The following is an 18,831-nucleotide window of genomic DNA, read 5'->3' on the forward strand; positions in this document are numbered from 1 at the left end:
TCGAGATGAGAAAAAGACTTTCCCTCCTTGCGGCGGTATCCCTAGGTACGCTCGTTTCGGGCGCGGTTCGTGACGTCCGCGGTCAAACTCCGCCTACGCCCCCAAACAGAGCGCAGCCTCCAGCGGCCACCGCGGCGACGCCTCCGGCCGCACCCGCAACACCCGCAGCTCCAGGTGCGGGCCGGCCGGCGCTCCCCACGCCGCCCGCTGCAGGTGCCAAGGGAAAGCCGACCGAATCGCCGGCCGGCAAGGCCCAGGGCGATACGGACAAGCTTCCGCAATTCGACTCGGCGATGGAGTTCGAGCCGCGGAGCCCCAACTACCGCGTGGCCTTCTCGCTGGAAGATGCCGACCTGCCGGAGCTCGTGCGTGTCATCGGACAGCTCACGGGCAAGCGCTTCATCTTCGGCGGCAAGGTGCGCAACATCAAGGCGAGCGTCTACTCGCCGCAAAAAGTCACCGTGGCCGAGGCGTATCAGGCGTTCCTCTCCATCTTGGAGACCAATGGCCTCACCGTCATTCCGCACGGCCGCTTTCTGAAGATCGTCGAGACGGCGGGCATCGCGTCGCAGTCCACGCCCACCGTCGGCCCGCAGCAGGGCGCCCCGGTCGAGGATCGCTACGTCACGCGCATGCACCGCCTGCGCAACGTGAACGCCGACGAGGTGGCGAACCTGCTCGGCAAGTTCAAGAGCAAGGACGCGGACGTCTCCTCGTACAGCGCCGGCAACATGCTCATCCTCACGGATACGGGGACGAACATTCGCCGCATGATGTCCATCGTCGAGGAGATCGACGTCGGCGGCGCCGGCGACCAGATCTGGATGGAGACCATCAATTACGCGTCCGCGGCGGACATCGCCCAGCGCGTGAACGAGCTGTTCGACATCAAGAGCGGCTCGTCGTCGTCTCCACCGCCATCGGGCCCGCGCGGCGGACCACCCGCGGCGGCGGCCAGCAGTGGCGGCAGCGGTGCGGGAGGGGGGGATCTCCACATCTCGAAGATCCTTCCGGACGAGCGCACGAACAAGATCATCATCGTCGCCACCGAGAAGGCGTACCTGCGCATCCTCGAGATCATCAAGAAGATGGACGTGCCGCAGACGACGGAGGGCGAAATCCACGTCCTTCCGCTGCAGCACGCCGACGCCGTCGAGCTCACCAAGACGCTGAACGAGATCATCACCGGCACCGGCGGCAGCTCCGGAGGCGGGGGCGGCGGCCAAGGCGGTCGTGGGCAACAGCAGGGCGGCGGCGGCGGCGGTGGTGGGGCGCAGCAGCAAGGCATTTTCGAAGGTGGTGTCAAAGTCAGCGCCGACAAGGCCACCAACTCGATCGTCGTCACCTCGTCGATGCGCGACTACGCGTCGCTCCGTGCGGTGGTCGACAGGCTCGACCTTCCGCGTCGCTCCGTGTTCATCGAGGCCGTCATTCTCGACCTCTCGATCACGCGCTCCAACCAGCTCGGGTTCAACTTCCACGGTGGCGACACCTTCGGCGAGAACAGCGACGGCCTCATTTACGGCGGCTTGAATCCCATCAAGTCGATCGGCCTGCCCACGGCGAGCCCCGAATTGCTCCAGGGCCTCGCGCTCGGCGTTCGTGGACCGGCGATCCCCGGCTCGGAAAACCTGCTCGGTACCGGCATTACGATTCCGTCGTTCGGTCTCGTCGTCCAAGCGCTCGCGACGTCGACGGACACCGACGTCCTCTCGACGCCGCACATCCTGGCGACGGACAACCAGAAGGCAATCATCAACATCGGTGAGAACATCCCGCTCCAGCAAAACCTGAGCCTCCCGTCGTTCCCCGGCGTGGGTACGGGTGCGCAGTCGCAGGCCGGTGCACTCGGCGCGTTGGGCGGTTTGGGCGGCTTCGGCGGCTTCGGTGGAACGGGCGCTCGTCAGGACGTCGGCACCAAGCTCACCATCACGCCGCACCTGAACGACTCGAACGAGGTGCGTCTCGAGCTGAACGAGGAAATCAGCGAGGCGAAGTCCGCCGTCGGTACCGCCGGCGTCGTTCCCATCACCAAGCGCAATGCCGAGACCATGCTGGTCGTCCAGGATCAGCAGACGGTGGTCATCGGTGGTTTGATGCGAAATCGCCTGACGCACTCGGAGGAAAAAATCCCGGTATTGGGCGACATACCCGTACTGGGTGCGCTGTTCCGTTCCACGAAGAACGGCATGGAAAAGACGAACCTCATCCTCATCATGACGCCATACATCATCCGCGAGCAGGCGGATTTGCGTACGATTTACGAACGCAAGATGGAAGAGCGTCAACAATTCCTGGATCGCTATTTCGTATTCAGCGACGACTCGGATTACCAGCCGCCGAAGGACTATTCGCGCACCAACGGCCTCGTCGAATTCATTCGTCAGAGCTACCGCGGTGTCGAAGAGCGCAAGAAGCTCGACGATCTCTTGAAGCCGAAAGAGCTGATCACGCACGAGCCGAGCGAGCCGCTGGAAATGCCTGCCGCGCCACGCTCTCCGTCGGTCAATCCCGGCGCGCCGGCGCATCCGACGCCGGCACCGACCATCACCCCGGGACCGGTTCGCGGTGCTCCGCCGCCCACGCCCTCGCCGGGTGTGACGGTGACGCCGCCGACCCGGCAGATCAACCAGGTGGAGCGCTAATGGCCGAAGAGCGCTTCATGGGCGAGCTCCTCGCACGGCGCGGTGTGGTTCCGCCCGAGCGCCTCGAGGGCATCTACGCCATTCAGAAAGAAAAGGGCGGCTCGCTCATCGACTTGCTCGTCGATGCGCAGATCACCGACGAGGCCACGGTGGGGCGCGCCCTGGCCGAGGAGGCGGAGCTTCCGTACGTCGACCGCATCGAGTCGGAGAAGATCCCGACGCAGCTCGCCACGCGCGTTCCCATCACCTTCGCCAAGCAGCACAAAATCGTGGTCATCCACGAAGACGATCGGGCGATGCATGCCATCTGCGCCGATCCGTTCGACACCGCCGCGCTCGATGACCTGCGCCTGCTCTTCGGCAAGCCCGTGGAGGCGCAGGTGGCACCCGGCGAGCAAGTCGTCGATGCCATCAACCGCGTCTACGAGCGCGTGGCCGGCGGCGGCGAGCTCGAGACCGACGAAGCCGACGTGTCCGACGACGACGCGGCGAGCGACATCCTCGACAGCGACGACGAGGCGCCGGTCATTCGCTGGGTCAACTCCCTCTTCATGCAAGCGATGAAAGAGAGGGCGAGCGATATCCATATCGAGCCGGAAGAAAAAGAAGTCTTGGTTCGCTACCGCATCGACGGCGACCTCTATATCAAGCGCCGCGCACCGCGAACCTTCATGAATGCCATCGTCTCGCGCATCAAAATCGAGAGTGCGCTCAACATCGCCGAGAAGCGCCTCCCGCAAGACGGCCGCATCACCAAGAAGATCGCCGGCAAGAGCTTCGACATCCGCGTCAGCACCATCCCCACGAGCCGCGCGTACGAGCGCATCGTGATGCGTCTCTTGAACAAGTCGAGCGTGCTCCTCGACCTGCCCGACCTGGGATTTTCCCCGCGCGATTACGCGTTGATGGACGGGCTCATTCGCCGTCCGGACGGGATCATCCTCGTCACGGGTCCCACGGGTTCCGGAAAGACGACCACGCTCTACGCGTGCATCAATCGAATCAATCGGCCCGACTTGAACATCCTCACGGCCGAGGACCCGGTCGAGTACGAGATTGGCGGCATCCACCAGGTGCACGTGAATCCGAAGATCGGCCTCACCTTCGCCAGCGCGCTGCGCGCCTTTCTCCGTCAGGACCCGGACGTGGTCATGGTCGGTGAGATCCGCGACAAGGAAACGGTGGAAATCGCGATCAACGCATCGCTCACCGGCCACTTGGTGCTCTCCACGATCCACACCAACGACGCCGCCGGCGCCGTCACGCGTATGGTCGACATGGGCGTCGAGCCGTTCCTCATCCGCTCCAGCGTCATCGGCATCCTCGCACAGCGCCTCGTGCGCGTTCTCTGCCCACACTGCAAGGAAGCGTACCCCGCCGAGGACTTCGAGCTCGAGGAGCTGGGCCTTCACCGCGAGCGCATCCGCCAGCGCAAAGCGCGCATGAACAATGCGCAATCGCGTTATTTTCCCCGCACGGTGACCGAGCCGGACATCCTCGAGCTCCCCCCGGGCACGCGCCCCACGTTCTTCCGCCCCAAGGGCTGCTCGCGCTGCGCGAACACCGGCTTCACCGGCCGGCGCGGTATCTACGAGCTTTTGCTCATGGATGATGCGGTGGGCCCGCTCATCTTGAGGAACGCCGACGCGCAGGCCTTGAAGCGCACGGCTATCGATCAGGGGATGGACAGCTTGCGCGATGACGGCGCGCGCAAAGTGTTGACCGGCCTCACCAGCGTCGAGGAAGTGCTCGCGGCCACGCAGGAGGACGTCGGCGTGGGCGAGGCCGCATCCACGGTGTCGGCGGGTTCCATGCCCGCCGCCGCAGCGAGGTAGCGCATGGCGGTTTTCGAGTACCGGGGACTGCTGGTCGCATCCGGCAAACAAGTGCACGGCGTGCGTGACGCCGACAATGCCAAGGTGCTTCGCGGGTTGCTCAAGCGCGAGGGCATCCTCCTCACCAGCGCGCACGAGGAATCGTCCGCGCAGGCCGAGGGGCGAAAGGGCAAGCTCGACCTCTTCGCCTTCTTCCGCCGCGTCAGCATCACCGACGTGGCCATGATGACCCGCCAGCTGGCGACGTTGGTCATGGCCGGCATTCCGCTGGTGGAGGCCGTCGCCGCGCTCACCGATCAAGTGGAAAAGCTGGAGTTGAAGCGCGTCCTCACCACGGTGCGCGATCGCTTGAACGAAGGTATTTCGCTGGCGAAAGCGCTGGAGCCGCACCCCAAGATTTTCCCCCCGCTCTACGTGAACATGGTCGCCGCCGGCGAGGCCTCGGGCACCCTCGAGACCGTGCTCGAGCGCCTGTCGGACTTCATGGAGGGTCAGGCCAGGCTTCGCTCCAAGGTGAGCGCTGCGCTCGCGTACCCGATCCTCATGCTCATCATCGGCACGGTGCTCATCGCCGTCATGATGGTGGCTGTCGTGCCGAAGATCACGAGCATCTTCGCCAGCCTCGACCGCGCACTGCCCTGGTACACGTCGCTGCTCATCATGGTGTCGAACGCCCTCAAATCGAACGAGATGGTGGGCTTTCTCATGATGCTCTTCATGATGATCGCGCTCCGCAAGGCGTCGAGCGGCCCGCAGACGGACGAGAAGGACAAGCCGGCGGCGCGCGCGGCGAAGAAATCGCTCGGGGTGGCGGCGTTCGTGGCCATGGGCCTCGGCATCTTCATCCTGCTGCTCTTCTTTTACGTCGACTCGGTGGTGTCCTTGATCATCGGCCTCACCTTGGGCTTCGTCGTGGGCCTCGTGGTCTCGCGCCTGCTCAAGTACATCGCCACGCCGGTCGGCAAGGTGTGGAAGGACTCGTTTCTCCTGAAGCTGCCCATCTTCGGCCCGCTCTTCCGCATGCTCGCGGTGGCGCGCTTCTCCCGCACCCTCGCCACCTTGCTCCAGAGCGGCGTGCCGCTGCTCAAGGCCATGAACATCGTGCGCAACGTGCTCGGCAATGCGCGCCTCGAAAAAGTCATCGAAGAGGCCACGGGATCCATCCGCGAGGGCGAGTCGATTGCGGCTCCGTTGAAGCGCAGCCGCGAGTTCCCTCCCATCGTGACCCACATGATCGCGATCGGCGAAAAGAGCGGCCAGCTCGAGCAGATGCTGGAAAATGTGGCCCGCGCCTACGATACGCAGGTCGACACGCGCGTGCAGGCGATGACCAGCTTGCTCGAGCCGCTCATCATCGTCTTCATGGGCGGTGGCGTCGGGTTCATCGCCTTCTCGATTTTGATGCCACTGATTCAGATGAACGACTTCGTGCAGTAAAGGAGAGGGAGTCAAGGACGGGTGAGTGTTGCAATGGCGCGGCGTAGAGAATCGACGGTCTTCTTCCCCTGGGAAAAAAAGAGGGGTCTGCTCGGTGTGGTCGGGCGGGCCCGCGGCCGTTTGTTGCTCTCCGTCGTTGCGGTCATCGCCTTCGTCGTCCTGGTGTGGAGCAGAGAGGAGCACGCTGCATCACTGCGGGCCACACGCGCCACGCTGACGACGACCACGCGCGCGGTCACCGCGTACCGGGCGGACCATGGTGGGAAATGTCCGGCCTCACTGTCGGATTTGGTCGCGGGCGGCTATACGCGCGACGTTCCCATCGACGCCTGGGGTCGGCCCCTGCGGCTGACGTGCCCCGGCCGTCGCGATGCAGCAAGCTTCGAAGTGTCGAGTGACGGTCCCGACGGGTTGCCAGGAGGGCTCGATCGGGTGGAGTAATTCGAGGGGAACCGAGGAGTAACTTCTCGGCTTCACGGGTTTTTCAATCCAAGGAGTGCGTTCGATGAAATTGTCATGGTCCCAGATTATCCGTCACAGCCGTCGCGCGGGCCGAGCATCGCGTGAGCGTGGCGTGACGCTCATCGAGATCCTGATCGTGCTCGCGATCATCGGCCTCATTGCGGGCGGCGTCGCCATGACCGCGATCCCCAAGTTCGCAGAAGCGCAAAAGCAGACGACCCGGCAGAGCGCACAGGTCCTGCGCCAGGCCGCCCAATTGTGGCGCACCACCGGGGGCGGCGACTGCCCCACGGTCGAAGTGTTGAAGCGCGACAAGCAGCTCGAGTCGTCGTCCAAGTTGAGCGACGCGTGGGAGCAACCGTTCAAGATCTTGTGCGACGACGACGAGACCACGGTGGTGAGCGCGGGTCCGGACAAAAAAGAGGGAACGGCGGACGACATTCGCGTGCCGGCGCCGGAAGCCCCCGCGAAGTGATGCATCATGTGCTGCCCAATCTCCACCATCCAGGACCGGCCGCGCAAGCTTGGCCTGGGGAATAGACTTCGTCGTGCCGCTCGCCGCGGCATGACCTTGGTGGAGATCCTCATCGTGATGGTCATCATCGCGTTGATCATGGGCGGCATCATCATGGGCGGGGGTCAGGTGTCGAGCGCGCGCCTTCGCGCATCGAGCAGCTTGATCACCAGCGCCATCAAGACCGCGTACACCCGTTCCAACGCGGTCTCCAAGAGCGTGCGCCTGGTGTTCGACTTCGAGGAGAACACCTTGTGGCTCGAAGAAGCGAGCCGGCCGATGGTGGTCCAATCGAAGGACCTCACCGCCACCGGCGGCGCCGAGCCCGCGACGGCCGCCGAGCAGGCCGCCGTCGCCGAGGGCGAACGCATCGTCAAAGGCCCCGTGGCACCGCGTGCGCAATTTCGCCCGGTGCCCAAGTCGGATTTGACCTCGCAAGAGCCGGGGGGCAAGCGCTCGCTCCCGCGCGGCATCACGTTTCGCGAGGTCCAGACGTTCCACGATGACCAGCCCCGCACCGAGGGGCGTGCGTACCTGTATTTCTGGTCGGGCGGACAGACCGAGCGCGCCTCGATTCAAGTGCGTGTCGGCAAGTCGGAAGAGGATGGGCAAACGCTGACTCTCCTCGTCTCACCGCTCACCGGCAAGGTCACCATCGAGAAGGGCCCCGTCGCGCTGAAGCTGCCGACGGACGACAAAGAGGCTTCCGAACGCGAGGATAGTGCGTTTTGAGCAAGCGCGGCTTTTCCCTCCTCGAAGTCATGGTGGCCATTGCCATCTTGGGGCTCGCGCTCAGCGTCATCCTGTCGGCGCAGGCTGGGTTGACCACCAGCACGCGCCGTGCGGCCAACATGGCCAACGCCGTGGAATACGGCCGCTGCAAGATGACCGAGATGGAGGAAAAGCTCCTCAAACTGGGCTACCCCGAGCTCGACGATCTGGAGTCGCTCGTGCCGTGCTGCAACGACGAGACGGACACGATGTACACGTGCGACACGCGCGTGGAGAAAGTCGTTCTGCCGAACCCGCCGTCGAACACCCTCGGCGGAGGCGACGGCGGCTCGGGTCTCGCCGGTGCAGTGGGCGATGCTGCGGCGGGCATCTCGCAGCTTTCCTCCGGCGGAGGCGGGGCTTCGCTGCCGTTCGTGATGAACCCCGCCGGTGGCGCCGGGTTGAACCTCAACATGGACGCAGGCATGGCGGGCCTCGGCAGTGCGCTCAATTCCGTGGGCGGCGCCGATGGCTTGATCAGCATGGCCATGGGCATCGTGTATCCGTCGATCAAGCCGCTGATGGAAGCGTCGATTCGCCGGCTCTCGGTAACCGTTCGCTGGAAGGAAGGCTCGACCGACAAAGAGCTGCTGATGGTCCAGTACGTGACCAATCCGCAGCGCGGCAACTTGGGCGGTGCTCTCGGCTTCGACGCGGGCACCCAGCCCATCGTGGACGGCGGAGGAGGCGTCATCAAATGAGGAGAGCCTCGCGCGGTATGACCCTGCTCGAGATCCTCGTCTCATTGGCGATTTTGGCGATGATATCGCTGCTCGTCTACGGCGCCGTCGACTCGCTGAGCCGCGGAAAAAAGGCGGAGGCGCTGCGCAACGAGCGATCGCGCCAGGGGCGTTCGGCCATTTTGCGCATGGCCCGCGAGCTGTCGAGCGCCTACATCTCGCAGCACACGCCGACCAATTTGGCGATGCAGACGCGGCAAACGATCTTCTCCGGCAAGGGAAGCAGCCAGTATGACCGCGTCGATTTTACCGCCTTTGCCCACCGCCGCACGGAAGCCGATTCCAAAGAATCCGACCAATCCGAAATAGGATATTTCGTCGTTCGCGATCCCAATCAAGACGGGAAAATGGATCTCGTGCGGCGCGAGCAATTCCCCATCGACTTGGATGCGACGAAGGGCGGCGTCATCAACGTGCTGGCCGAGGACGTCGAGTCGTTCGAACTTCGCTACCTCGACCCGGTGACCAGTCAATGGGTCGAAGCATGGGATACGACCCAAGCCCAAACGGGGCAGGGTGGCCGGCTGCCGTTCGAGGTGCACATCAAATTGGTCTTGGCCAATCCTCCGCCCGGCGTCGAAAAAACGTATGCCACCAAGGTGGTGATCCCGATGCAGCAACCCCTGTCGTTCGGGATACCGCGATGAGTCGCGCTCGTCGTCGCGCCAAGCAGCGCACCCGCGAGCGCGGGATCGCCCTCATCATGGTGCTCGGTGCCATTGCCGTGCTCACGGTCATGCTCGCGGAGTTCCAGGACGAGACGAGCACCGAGCTCGCGGCGGCGCTCGCGGATCGCGACGGCGTTCAAGCGGAGTACATGGCCCGCAGCGCCGTGAACCTTTCGCGGTTGCTCCTGGCGGCGGAGCCGACGATGCGTACGGCGGTGGCACCGCTCTTTATGATGATGAAGAAGACGCCGCCGCAGCTTCCGGTGTGGGAGTTCTCGGATCGCATTCTCGGTGCCTTCAACGATCAGGAGGGCGCGGCCAGCTTCGCCGGATCCGTGGGCGTCGATCTCTCCGCGGGCAAGAACCTGGGCATGCCGGGTGGCCGCTTCGAAATCTCCATCGTCGACGAAGACTCCAAGATCAACGTCAACTTGGGTGCGGCCAACGACATGGCCCACCTGCGCCTCGCGCGCGAGATCATGGGCCTCATTGCACCATTGCAGTATTCGCCCATGTTCGAAAAGAAGGACGGGTCGGGCGCGACGCACGACCGTCTCTCCGTATGTGCGGCAATCATCGATTGGGCGGACCTCGACGAGGGTATGTTCGATTGCAACGTCCAGCAGACGGCCCAGGCCCGCAGTGCTGGCGTCGAGGACGCGTATTATCAGCTATTGCCCACCAGGCCGTACCGGCGAAAAAATGCGCCTTACGATTCGCTCGACGAGTTGCGCATGGTCCGCGGTGTGGGCGAGGACTTTTGGGCGACCTTCATCGACCCCGAGCCGGACAATCCGAAGAAACGCATCATGACCGTGTGGGGGCAGGGCGCGGTGAACGTCAACACCGCCAATGCGCAGACCCTCCTGGCCATCGTGTGCTCGGGGGCGCAGCTCGATACGCCCGTCTGCACGGACCCGATGCAGGCGGCCACGTTCCTCACCGGCGTGACCATGGCGCGCGGCCTCACCATGGGCGCACCCATGTTCGGCAACGCGAACGACTTCATCAACACCATGAAGGGGCAAGGTCAAATGGGCCCGCTTCTGACCACGATGGGCATGAAGCCGGTCAAGTTCCAATCGGACGCCGAATTCGGAAAGAGCATTTCCACCGAGAGCAAAGTGTTCTCGATCTACACCGTCGGCGTTATCAAGGGGTACAAGCGCGAAACGCGAACCTCGATCCACGCCGTGGTCGATTTCCGCAGTGCACCGCAGCTGACCGCAACGGGCCAGCAACCGAACACCGGGCAGCAGCCGCAAACCACGCCGCCGGGCCAAACCCCGTCCACCGGATCCGGATCCCAGACCGGGACCAACAATCCCGCCACCCAGCCGAGCAGCGGTGGACAAGTCGTTTACTTTCGAATCGAATAATCAACGAGGAGCTCTACGTTCATGCCCATTTGGCTCGGAATCGATATCGGAAAAAGCGCCGTCAAGGTGGCCGCGCTCCGATCGAGCTACCGCAAGACGGCGGTCATCGGCTTGGGAAGCGCCGACATCGTGGCGGAGGTGCGCGATAGTCAGTTCCTCGGCGCACCGGCTCTCCCAGGGGAGCCCCCGGCCGCGCCGGAAGCACCGTCGCCGGACCAGGTTGCCCAGGAGGCGGTGTCCCGTGCCATTCGCGATGCGGTGAGCATCGCGCTTTCGGGCAAGCCGGGCACTGGGGACGGCGTGGCGGTGGCCATCGATGGGGTGAAGGCCATGTCCCGCGTGTTGCCCATCCCGGCCAGCGCGCAGAAGCAGCTCGCGGAGGTGCTCCCGTTCGAGTTGGAGGCGCAGGTTCCCTTCGAGCTCGAGGGCTCCGTCTTCGACTACCGCATCCTCTCCGGGCTGCGTTCCTTGCCCGGGGCGGACCCTGCCTCGCTTCCGGTCCTCGCCTCGGTGGCGCGCATTTCGGACGTGCAGGCCCGCATCGACACCGTCAAGCAAGCGCTCGGCGTCGAGCCGGAGCGGGTCGGCGTCGGCATGCTGCCGTTGGCCAATTGGGTCGCCGTCTTGCCGGCGCTCGCAGAGCCCGGCCCCATCGTGGCCATCGATCTGGGCACCGACACGAGCGACATCCTCATCTTCCGCAATGGCGAACCGGTCTTCACGCGCACCGTGTCGCAAGGCACCTCGGGCCTTCCCGAAACGGCGCCCAAGCTCGCACGCGAGATCCGCATCACCTTGGCGGCGTACCGCGCCACCGGCGGCGATCCGGCCGTTCGCGTGTTCCTCTGCGGCGGAGGCGCTTTCGTCTCCGGCGCCGAGTCGTTCCTCTCGAACGAGCTCGAGACCGAGGTCACCGCGCTGCCGCCGCCGCCCATGGAATACGAGGTGCCGCAGCCCGATCAGCTGCGCCAACTCGCGCGCTACGCCAAGGCACTGGGCCTGGCCCTCGGCTTGGGTTCGCGCCCGCTCGGGCTCGACCTGCGCAAAGGGCCGCTCGCCTACGAGCGCGGCTTCGGCTGGCTGCGCGAGCGCGTGCCCGTGTTGGCCGGCCTCGGGGCGGTCATCGTCGTGAGCTTTTTCTTCTCCGCGGCCATGCAGCTTTACGCACTCGGAAAAGAGAAAGACACCGTGGAGGCCGCGCTCGCGTCGGTCACCAAAGAAGTCCTGGGCGAAGAAACCAGCAGCGCCGAACGCGCGAACGAATTGCTCGCGCAGCAGACCGGCGGCGAAGACGATCCCATGCCCCACGCCGACGCCTTCGACGTCATGGTGCGCCTGTCCGAGGCCATCCCCAGCTCGATGACCCACGACATCGAGGATCTCGATCTCACCAAAGGCCACGTGAGCATCCACGGCCTCGTCGGCTCCAGCAACGACGCGCAGTCGATCGCCACCTCCCTGCGCAGTGAGCCATGTTTCTCCGATGTGCAGATCAAGCGCATCGACCAGGCCATTGGCAAAGAGGAGCGGAAGAAATACGTCCTCGAGTTCGATTTGAAATGCCCCGAAGATCAAAAGGGCGGTGGGAAAAAGCCGGGGGCCCAGGCGTCCGCCAGCGCGTCGGCCGCCAGCTCGGCGAGTGGAGGTAAGTGATGGCTCGCCCCCTTCTCGATCGACTCAATTTGAATCCGCGCGAGCGCAGGCTCGTCGGCATCTTGGGCATCATCGTCGTGGTGCTCGTGATCGTCGGCATTCCCGTGTTCGTGCAGACGACGATCATGGGCCGCCGCTCGGAGGTTGCCGACACGCGCACGGCACTCGATGCCGTCCAGGCCGCACGAGGCCAACTGCGCGATCGGCAGGCCAAGAAGGACGCGGTGACCAGCCGTTACGCCAGCAAAGCGCCGCCGCTCGCGGGCTTCCTCGAGCAGCAGGCCCGCGCGCAAAAGATCGACCTTTCCGACTCGGTGGACCGGCCCGAGGTCCCCATCGGGGCGGCGAAGAAGTACACCGAGCGCAATACGGTCGTTCACATCAAGAAGGCCGGCATGTACGCCATTGCCAAATTCCTCGAGAGCATCGAGAAGAGCGGCCATCCCATTTTGATTTCGCGCCTCCAACTCCGTAAGCGCGTGTCCGAGCCGGATTCCTACGACATGGAGCTGGGCGTCTCGGCCTTCGACCGAAATGCGCCGCCGCCGAAGAAGGAAAAAGAAAAGGAAAAGGAGGAGAAGCCGTGAGCGCATTCAACTCCGGTACGTCGGGCGAGACGAGCCCCACCAAGTCTGCGGGCAAAGCCACATTCCGCCAGCGCATTTCCACCTTCATTCCTCCGGCGCTGCTCAAGGACGAGTGGAAAGAACGATTCCAAAAGTGGACACCGCGCATTGGAATTCCGCTTTTCTACCTCACGTGCCTTTTGGTCTTCGCGTCGGTGACGTTCCCCTACGACAAGCTCAAAGACAAACTCGTCGCCTCGTTCAATGCGAGCCAGAAGCCCGGTGCCGGCCAGCAGGAACTGCACATCGACGAGATGACCTCGAGCTTCGTCACCGGCGTCAAAATGAAGGGCGTTCGGCTTCTCAGCTTGGCGAGCGAGCCGGGAAAGCCCCCCGTGGAGTTGAAGATCGACGAGGCCAAGGCCCGCATTTCCGTGCTGCCGCTGATCATCGGCCATCGAAACGTCTCGTTCCATTTGGATGCGTTCAGCGGTGAGGTGGACGGCGTCTTCGAGGAGGCCGGCAAAGATCGGCACGTCAACGTGGAGATTTCGAGCGTCGACCTCAAAGCCATCGAGCCTCTGGCGGCGGCGTTGGGGCTTCCCGTCGAAGGAAAGCTCACCGGCAAGGTCGATCTGTTCATGCCCGAGGGCAAAGCCGCCAAGGGCAGCGGAAGCGTGAATCTTTCCGCGACCGACGTGAGCGTGGCCGATGGTGTGGCCAAGATCAAAGCGGGCATGCTGCCCATCACCCCACCGAAGGTGGCCGTGGGCGATCTGTCGTTCGTGGCGGAGGCGAAGGAGGGCATCCTCCGGGTCACGAAATTCGTCGCCTCGGGCAAAGATGTCGACCTTAGCGGCGACGGACGTGTTCAAATGCGGGAAATGGCCACCGAGAGCATTTGCGACCTCAATGTGAAGTTCAAAATATCGGACGGCTTCCGCGGCAAGAACGATATGGCCAAGAGCCTTTTCGGACCTCCGGGTTCGAGCTCGGGGGCCCTCATCGAGATGGATCCCAAGGTCAAACAGGCCAAGACCTCGGACGGATTCTATGCGTTCCACGTGCGCGGGCAGCTCGGACGTCCGGACTTCGAACCGCGTGGGGGAGGGGGCTCGGCCCCGTCGAGCGGTGGGGCCTCGGGGAGCGGCAGCAAGGGGGTGGTGCCGTGAGCGTCTCCAACATGCCGCCGTCGATGGCCGTGTTTGCGCGCCTCGTGGGGGTGATTCACCTGCCGCCGTTGCCCGGCAGCCCGCTTGCCTCGCTGCCGATGAAGGCCATCGTGGAGCGCACGGTGGAAGATGCGCGCGTGCTCGAGGGCGCCGGCTTTCACCTGGCCATCTTGGAGAACTTCGGCGACACGCCGTTTCATCGCGACAAAGTGCCCGCGGTGACGGTCGCCGCGATGACCGCGTGCGCTGCCGCCGTGCGCGCGGCCCTTCCCAACTTGCCCCTTGGCATCAACGTGCTGCGCAACGACGCCGACGCCGCGCTGGCCATCGCCTCGGTCGTGGGGGCGACGTGCATCCGCGTGAACGTCCACACGGGCGCGCGCGTCACCGACCAAGGCGTGATTCAGGGCGATGCCGCGGTCACCTTGCGCACGCGCCGGGCGATCTCCGCCGAGGCCGTGAACATCTGGGCCGACGTGCACGTGAAGCACTCCGCGCCACTCGCCGCGCGCCCCATCGCGGAAGAAGCCTCCGATCTGGTGACCCGCGCCATGGCCGACGCCATCCTCGTCACCGGCTCGGGCACCGGCAAGGCGATCGACCCCACGCAAATCGCGCTGGTGCGCGCCGCCATCCGCAACGTGCCCCTCTACGTGGCCAGCGGCACGCGCCCCGAAGATCTCCCCGCCCTGGTCGAACACTGCGACGGCATCATCGTAGGCAGCGCCCTCCGCGCCAACGGCATCGCCGGCGGCCCCGTCGACATTGCCGCGACGACGACGTTCGCCAAGTCATTCCGCGCCCTCTTCCCCCGCGACTCCACCACGTGAACCACTCGCGCGTCGCGTGAACGGCTAGGGATTTTACATGAAGGCGGGAAGGCGGGAAGGTCAGAGGATTTTGGGTTTTCTGGGATTGGTTCGTTCTTCGAACCAACAAAAAACCTTCCCGTCTTCCCGTCTTCCTGTGAATTCTCTCTTCTTAGAGCCCTGCGTCGCGGATGCGGGAGACGACGGTGCGGAAGAAGGCTAGGTGGTCGAATTTGGAGAGCTTGTCCGGGCCGTTGACGGCGAATTGGCCGACCTCGCGGAGATGGTCCGCGGGGACGCATTGGAGGAACTCGCCCCAACGCGCGCTGTCCACGGTGACCAGGCCGTCGTTGGACTTCACGTTCCATCCTTGAAGGTACACGGTGGTCGGGAACAGCACGATGGGCACTGCGTCGACGTGCCATACGTCGTTCCCGTACGTCGAATTGCTGCAATCGGATAGACCCACTTGCAGATTGGTGCGGCCGCCGTAGCTCGAGTAGCGCACGCCCGGCGCGTTCTTGTACTTCGGATTGAAGACGTTGGTCATGTAGTCTTCACTGAGCTCGGTGAGCTGCGCACGAATGTGCGGATCGGTTTGAAGTTCGTACACCGAGACCTGCAGCAGCGTCAGAATGGCGCCGCTCACGGCGTCGAAGACGTCCGCCGGCACATTGTCGACGAGGCCCATGACCAAATCGGCCACTTTGCTTCCGCGGTGCGGCGTGGCAATCGTCGTGATGGAAGCCACCTTGTTGCCATAATCGAGGCCCTGCGGGCTCACGAGCACCCGCGCATCGAGCCCGCCTTGGCTATGCCCAATGATGTTGACCTTCTTGGCACCCGTCTTGGCCAAAATGCCGTCGATTTGATCGGCCACGTACTGCGCGCGCACCTCGCTCGTGTCGTACGGCGGCGAAATGGTGGCGAACACCTGCGACTCACCGTGCCTCGCCAGATCGTCTTTCACGCCATTGAAGTAGACGACGTCGAGCGGCAGATTCTTGAGCCGATCGAACCCGCCCATTCCGTGAACGAGCACGATGGGGTAGCGCGGATTCGATACCGCATCTTCGGTGCTGGTACCGTCGTCTCCACGGCCATCGGCCGCACAGGCGAGCATCGTCGTCGTCAAACCGAGGACCGAAAGCGCACGGACGAACGAAAGAACGGACATAGCGGCTCACCTCCGATTAAGGGGCAGCGTGTGCAGCAATGGGCGAGGTCGCGGATGCTGAATGAGGACTCATTCTTTATCAACGACACCTTCGCGCCGAGCTCGACGATTTGTGGGAGGAAAAACCACTTCCCACCGCCGTCGAATGGCAAATTGCACTATCGAAGGACAATGACGCAGCAATGACCAATTGCGTCATTGGACAATGACGCGGCAATGACCAATCGCGTTGTCAGAATTGGCCGCTTACGCCTGCGCTGGCAACGCCGAACCATGGCTCGACGCGAGGTGTCGCGGCGCGGGTCGACGTCGAGGGCGACTTCCCGAAAACGAGGGCCAAGGTCCCCACGGCGAGTCCGGCGCCGCCGACGATGAACGAGACCGTCGAAACCGTGGCCCACGTCTTGGTCGACGACAGCTTGTCCACATCGTCGCCGGTGCACGTGTTGCCCGGCGGCTTGTTGCACGAGTCGCGCAAATCGCCCGCATTGGCGAGAACCACGATGCCGGTGATCGCCCCAACGGCGACGCCCGCAGCACCGACGCCAAAACCGGTGTACGCGAGGTAGTTCGGCTTGCTCGGCTCTTTCCCGGGCGGCGGCGGCACGACCGATGCTCCTTCGGCCACGGGCGACGCCGCCGGCTCGGGCGTACCAAGCCTCAACGTCACATTGCGCGTTTCCCGCTCGACGATGTCGATCTCCACACGCGTCGAGAGATCGCCGGCCTGCGCGGCAATCACGTGATGCCCCGGATTGACCTTGCGCCCCGTGCCCGGGGCAGGCTCCGAAATCGCCGTGCCGTCGAAGGTCAGCGTTGCCGGAAAATCTGCAGTGCGTCCCATCTGCGCGACGTGAATCAGAATCGTCGGCGTGCGCCGATCCAGATCGTCCTGCAGCGCCTTGGCGTTCTCGCGGGCAATGGTGAAAGGGCGCGGCTCGTTGCGCTTCACGGGATAGTGCAGCACCGCCGCGACCATCTCCTGCGCCTCCAGGAACCTTCCCAGTGCCGTCTGCGTTTTGGCCACCTCGAGGCTCGTCGTGGGCACGTGCATGATCGCATCGGCCGCCTGAAAGCTCTTGAGCGCCGCCTCGAGATCTCCGCGATCGCGCTGCGCTTCGCCCTCGCCCATGAGGGTGCGCGCCATGTCTTTCTCCGCGGCGGTGGGCTGCGCGTGCACGGCTCCGGCCGTGGCCAGCGAAAGAGTGAACGCCACGAGCCGTACTGCGTAAGCCTTAGAAGCCATAGTCCTTTTGACCCGGGCGGGTGTTCGCCTTGCCACTCGATGCGCTGCTCGCGGGCTTGATGGGCCGCGGGGCGCTCACCGCCGGTGCGTCTTTCGTGTCCTTCGCCGGTGGGGCTGCATCGGTGGTGACAGGGCTCTCTTCGGGCGCGGGCACCAAGGACGGTGCCTGTTCCGCGATGGTGAGGCCCGGCTCGGGCGCGACCGCACGTGGCGTCGGCGCCTTCGTCGCCTCGGCCTGCGGCGTGCGCCCGCGAAACAGGGACGAGGCCAGCGCGACCACGATGATGAACGCGGCGGCGCCCAGCACACCGAGGCCCACGGCCCAAAGCTGCTGCTTGCGCCCCAGTCCCCCGACGGGCTGGGGCCCCGTCGGAGACGACGACGGCGGAACGCTTCCGGGGAACGGAATGACGGCCGAACGCAAGGTCCCCGAGCTGACCTGCGAAATCGGCTCCTCCGGATCGTCCGACTCTTCGACGCTTTCCCCCTCGAGGCTCCCCTCGGCCGCCTCTTCGAGTCGCTGGCTCGGGACCGCGGGCGCCGTCGCCGAGACGGGACCGCTCGTCGTGGCACTTCGCGCACTGGGCGGACCGCTCGGCGACATGGGCTGCGAGGCGCGCTGCGGTGACGAAGAGCGCGCGCTATCGCTCGAATCGCCCTCCACCGTCTCCGGCGTGAGCAGGGCTTGCACGCGCTTGCGCTCGGCGCTGGCGGCCAAGGCTAGCTCCACGGCCTTGCGTCGAGCCTCCGCGCGCTCGCCGAGGTGCTCGTTCACGAAGGCGGCGACGTCCCCCGTCGTCGTGTGACAGCCCGCCGAGATCATCAGCGACTCGATCGCGCGCTGCAGTTCCGCGGCGGTCTGGATCCGCTCGTCGGGATCGTGCGCCATGGCCTTGCGACAGAGTGCGTCCACCTCGGGTGGAAACGGGTCGGGCAGGGGCGGCGGCGGCTCGCCGCTCGTGAGCAGATGCAAGGTCGCCAGCTGGTTGGCGGCGTCGTAAGGCGGGATGCCCGTCAGCAGGTAGTACATCACCGCGCCCAGCGCCCACACGTCGGAGCGCCGATCGACCGATTTGCCGACGGCTTGCTCCGGCGGCATGTACTGGATCTTGCCTTTCAGAAGCCCGGCGCTCGTATCCCCCGACACGCGATCGCGCGCCTTGGCGATGCCGAAGTCGATGAGCTTCGCCGCGCCGCTGACGCTGACCAAGATGTTCTGCGGCGACACATCGCGGTGCACGACGCCGAGGTTCTCGCCGGCTGGGTCGCGCAGCTCGTGCGCAGCGTGCAGCCCGGCTGCGATGTCCGCCACGATGCGCAACACCACGCCCATCGGGATGGCCACGTCGCGCTTTCGCACCGCACGGTGAAGTTTCGACAGCGAATCGCCATCGATCCACTCCATCACCAGGTAGAGCACCTCGTGCTGCTCCCCGAGATCGAGGATCTGCGCCACGTTGGCGTGTTCGATCCCAGCGGCGATGCGTGCCTCGTCGAGGAACATACGCTCGAATCGGGGGTCGCTTGCGTATTGCGGCAGAATCGTTTTGACGGCGACCAACTTTTCGAAGCCGTGCTTGCCGTGAAGACGCGCAAGCCACACCGATGCCATGCCACCATGTGCAATGGGACAGAGAAGCTCGTAGCGATCCAGACGATAGCCGGGCTCGAGGTGTGACCGCTCCCCGCTCAGGCTCACGTTCTACGTATCGCGTGAAAGCCCGCGTCGAGCAAGCTTCGTACGACCTCGTCCTTAG

The 18,831-nt window shown here is 64.7% G+C and carries 16 protein-coding genes; 13 read left to right on the top strand and 3 right to left on the bottom strand.

The features are described from left to right. Positions 1–5: 5 nt before the first annotated feature. The 13 genes from gspD (at position 6) to LVJ94_15300 (ending at position 14,672) form a co-directional block, all read left to right on the top strand. Complete coding sequence (gene gspD / locus LVJ94_15240; protein ID WXB08586.1) at positions 6–2,645, top strand: type II secretion system secretin GspD; 2,640 nt, start codon at positions 6–8, stop codon at positions 2,643–2,645. Next, a complete protein-coding gene (gene gspE / locus LVJ94_15245) occupies positions 2,645–4,480 on the top strand; it encodes a type II secretion system ATPase GspE (protein WXB08587.1) in 1,836 nt (611 codons plus the stop codon). The genes gspD and gspE overlap by 1 nt, the downstream gene beginning before the upstream one ends. Positions 4,481–4,483: 3 nt before the next feature. Next, positions 4,484–5,917 carry a type II secretion system F family protein gene (locus LVJ94_15250; protein WXB08588.1) on the top strand — a complete coding sequence of 478 codons (1,434 nt, stop codon included), beginning with the start codon at positions 4,484–4,486 and terminating at the stop codon, positions 5,915–5,917. A 33-nt stretch (positions 5,918–5,950) separates the two neighbouring features. Continuing rightward, positions 5,951–6,358 (top strand): type II secretion system protein GspG, encoded by a 408-nt coding sequence (locus LVJ94_15255; GenBank protein WXB08589.1) that lies wholly within the window; start codon positions 5,951–5,953, stop codon positions 6,356–6,358. A gap of 64 nt (positions 6,359–6,422) precedes the next feature. Continuing rightward, the gene (locus LVJ94_15260; GenBank protein ID WXB08590.1) at positions 6,423–6,854 is read left to right on the top strand and encodes a type II secretion system GspH family protein; all 432 of its coding nucleotides are present in this window, start codon (positions 6,423–6,425) and stop codon (positions 6,852–6,854) included. 90 nt (positions 6,855–6,944) lie between these two features. Beyond that, positions 6,945–7,625 (top strand): prepilin-type cleavage/methylation domain-containing protein, encoded by a 681-nt coding sequence (locus LVJ94_15265; GenBank protein WXB08591.1) that lies wholly within the window; start codon positions 6,945–6,947, stop codon positions 7,623–7,625. After that, positions 7,622–8,365 (top strand): type II secretion system GspH family protein, encoded by a 744-nt coding sequence (locus LVJ94_15270; GenBank protein WXB08592.1) that lies wholly within the window; start codon positions 7,622–7,624, stop codon positions 8,363–8,365. Before LVJ94_15265 ends, LVJ94_15270 begins: the two co-directional genes overlap by 4 nt. Beyond that, positions 8,362–9,051, top strand: a complete 690-nt coding sequence (locus LVJ94_15275; GenBank protein WXB08593.1) for a prepilin-type N-terminal cleavage/methylation domain-containing protein — start codon at positions 8,362–8,364, stop codon at positions 9,049–9,051. The genes LVJ94_15270 and LVJ94_15275 overlap by 4 nt, the downstream gene beginning before the upstream one ends. Then, positions 9,048–10,451 carry a type II secretion system protein GspK gene (locus LVJ94_15280; GenBank protein WXB08594.1) on the top strand — a complete coding sequence of 468 codons (1,404 nt, stop codon included), beginning with the start codon at positions 9,048–9,050 and terminating at the stop codon, positions 10,449–10,451. Before LVJ94_15275 ends, LVJ94_15280 begins: the two co-directional genes overlap by 4 nt. Positions 10,452–10,472: 21 nt before the next feature. Further along, positions 10,473–12,104, top strand: a complete 1,632-nt coding sequence (gene pilM, locus LVJ94_15285) for a pilus assembly protein PilM (GenBank protein WXB08595.1) — start codon at positions 10,473–10,475, stop codon at positions 12,102–12,104. Next, complete coding sequence (locus LVJ94_15290; GenBank protein WXB08596.1) at positions 12,104–12,691, top strand: hypothetical protein; 588 nt, start codon at positions 12,104–12,106, stop codon at positions 12,689–12,691. The genes pilM and LVJ94_15290 overlap by 1 nt, the downstream gene beginning before the upstream one ends. After that, complete coding sequence (gspN, locus tag LVJ94_15295) at positions 12,688–13,842, top strand: type II secretion system protein GspN (protein ID WXB08597.1); 1,155 nt, start codon at positions 12,688–12,690, stop codon at positions 13,840–13,842. Before LVJ94_15290 ends, gspN begins: the two co-directional genes overlap by 4 nt. After that, a complete protein-coding gene (locus LVJ94_15300; GenBank protein WXB08598.1) occupies positions 13,839–14,672 on the top strand; it encodes a BtpA/SgcQ family protein in 834 nt (277 codons plus the stop codon). Before gspN ends, LVJ94_15300 begins: the two co-directional genes overlap by 4 nt. Before the next feature lie 151 nt (positions 14,673–14,823). Here the strand turns inward: LVJ94_15300 and LVJ94_15305 are convergent, their stop codons facing one another. The 3 genes from LVJ94_15305 to LVJ94_15315 all read right to left on the bottom strand — a co-directional run bounded on the left by LVJ94_15305 (position 14,824) and on the right by LVJ94_15315 (position 18,773). Next, positions 14,824–15,828 carry an alpha/beta fold hydrolase gene (locus tag LVJ94_15305; protein ID WXB08599.1) on the bottom strand — a complete coding sequence of 335 codons (1,005 nt, stop codon included), beginning with the start codon at positions 15,826–15,828 and terminating at the stop codon, positions 14,824–14,826. 232 nt (positions 15,829–16,060) lie between these two features. Beyond that, positions 16,061–17,044, bottom strand: coding sequence for a hypothetical protein (locus tag LVJ94_15310; GenBank protein ID WXB08600.1), 984 nt, complete (start codon positions 17,042–17,044; stop codon positions 16,061–16,063). 19 nt (positions 17,045–17,063) lie between these two features. Beyond that, entirely contained in the window at positions 17,064–18,773 is a 1,710-nt protein-coding gene (locus LVJ94_15315) for a protein kinase (GenBank protein WXB08601.1), read from the bottom strand. Positions 18,774–18,831 lie beyond the last annotated feature (58 nt).

It is taken from the genome of Sorangiineae bacterium MSr11367 (assembly GCA_037157805.1).
Taxonomy (GTDB): Bacteria; Myxococcota_A; Polyangia; order Polyangiales; family Polyangiaceae; genus Pendulispora; species Pendulispora rubella.

Coding starts and splice junctions, on each gene's coding strand:
- LVJ94_15265 (WXB08591.1), top strand. CDS start 6,945: ATGACCTTGGTGGAGATCCTCATCGTGATGGTCATCATCGCGTTGATC.
- LVJ94_15290 (WXB08596.1), top strand. CDS start 12,104: ATGGCTCGCCCCCTTCTCGATCGACTCAATTTGAATCCGCGCGAGCGC.
- LVJ94_15275 (WXB08593.1), top strand. CDS start 8,362: ATGAGGAGAGCCTCGCGCGGTATGACCCTGCTCGAGATCCTCGTCTCA.
- LVJ94_15260 (WXB08590.1), top strand. CDS start 6,423: ATGAAATTGTCATGGTCCCAGATTATCCGTCACAGCCGTCGCGCGGGC.
- LVJ94_15250 (WXB08588.1), top strand. CDS start 4,484: ATGGCGGTTTTCGAGTACCGGGGACTGCTGGTCGCATCCGGCAAACAA.
- pilM (WXB08595.1), top strand. CDS start 10,473: ATGCCCATTTGGCTCGGAATCGATATCGGAAAAAGCGCCGTCAAGGTG.
- gspE (WXB08587.1), top strand. CDS start 2,645: ATGGCCGAAGAGCGCTTCATGGGCGAGCTCCTCGCACGGCGCGGTGTG.
- LVJ94_15305 (WXB08599.1), bottom strand. CDS start 15,828: ATGTCCGTTCTTTCGTTCGTCCGTGCGCTTTCGGTCCTCGGTTTGACG.
- LVJ94_15280 (WXB08594.1), top strand. CDS start 9,048: ATGAGTCGCGCTCGTCGTCGCGCCAAGCAGCGCACCCGCGAGCGCGGG.
- gspD (WXB08586.1), top strand. CDS start 6: ATGAGAAAAAGACTTTCCCTCCTTGCGGCGGTATCCCTAGGTACGCTC.
- LVJ94_15255 (WXB08589.1), top strand. CDS start 5,951: ATGGCGCGGCGTAGAGAATCGACGGTCTTCTTCCCCTGGGAAAAAAAG.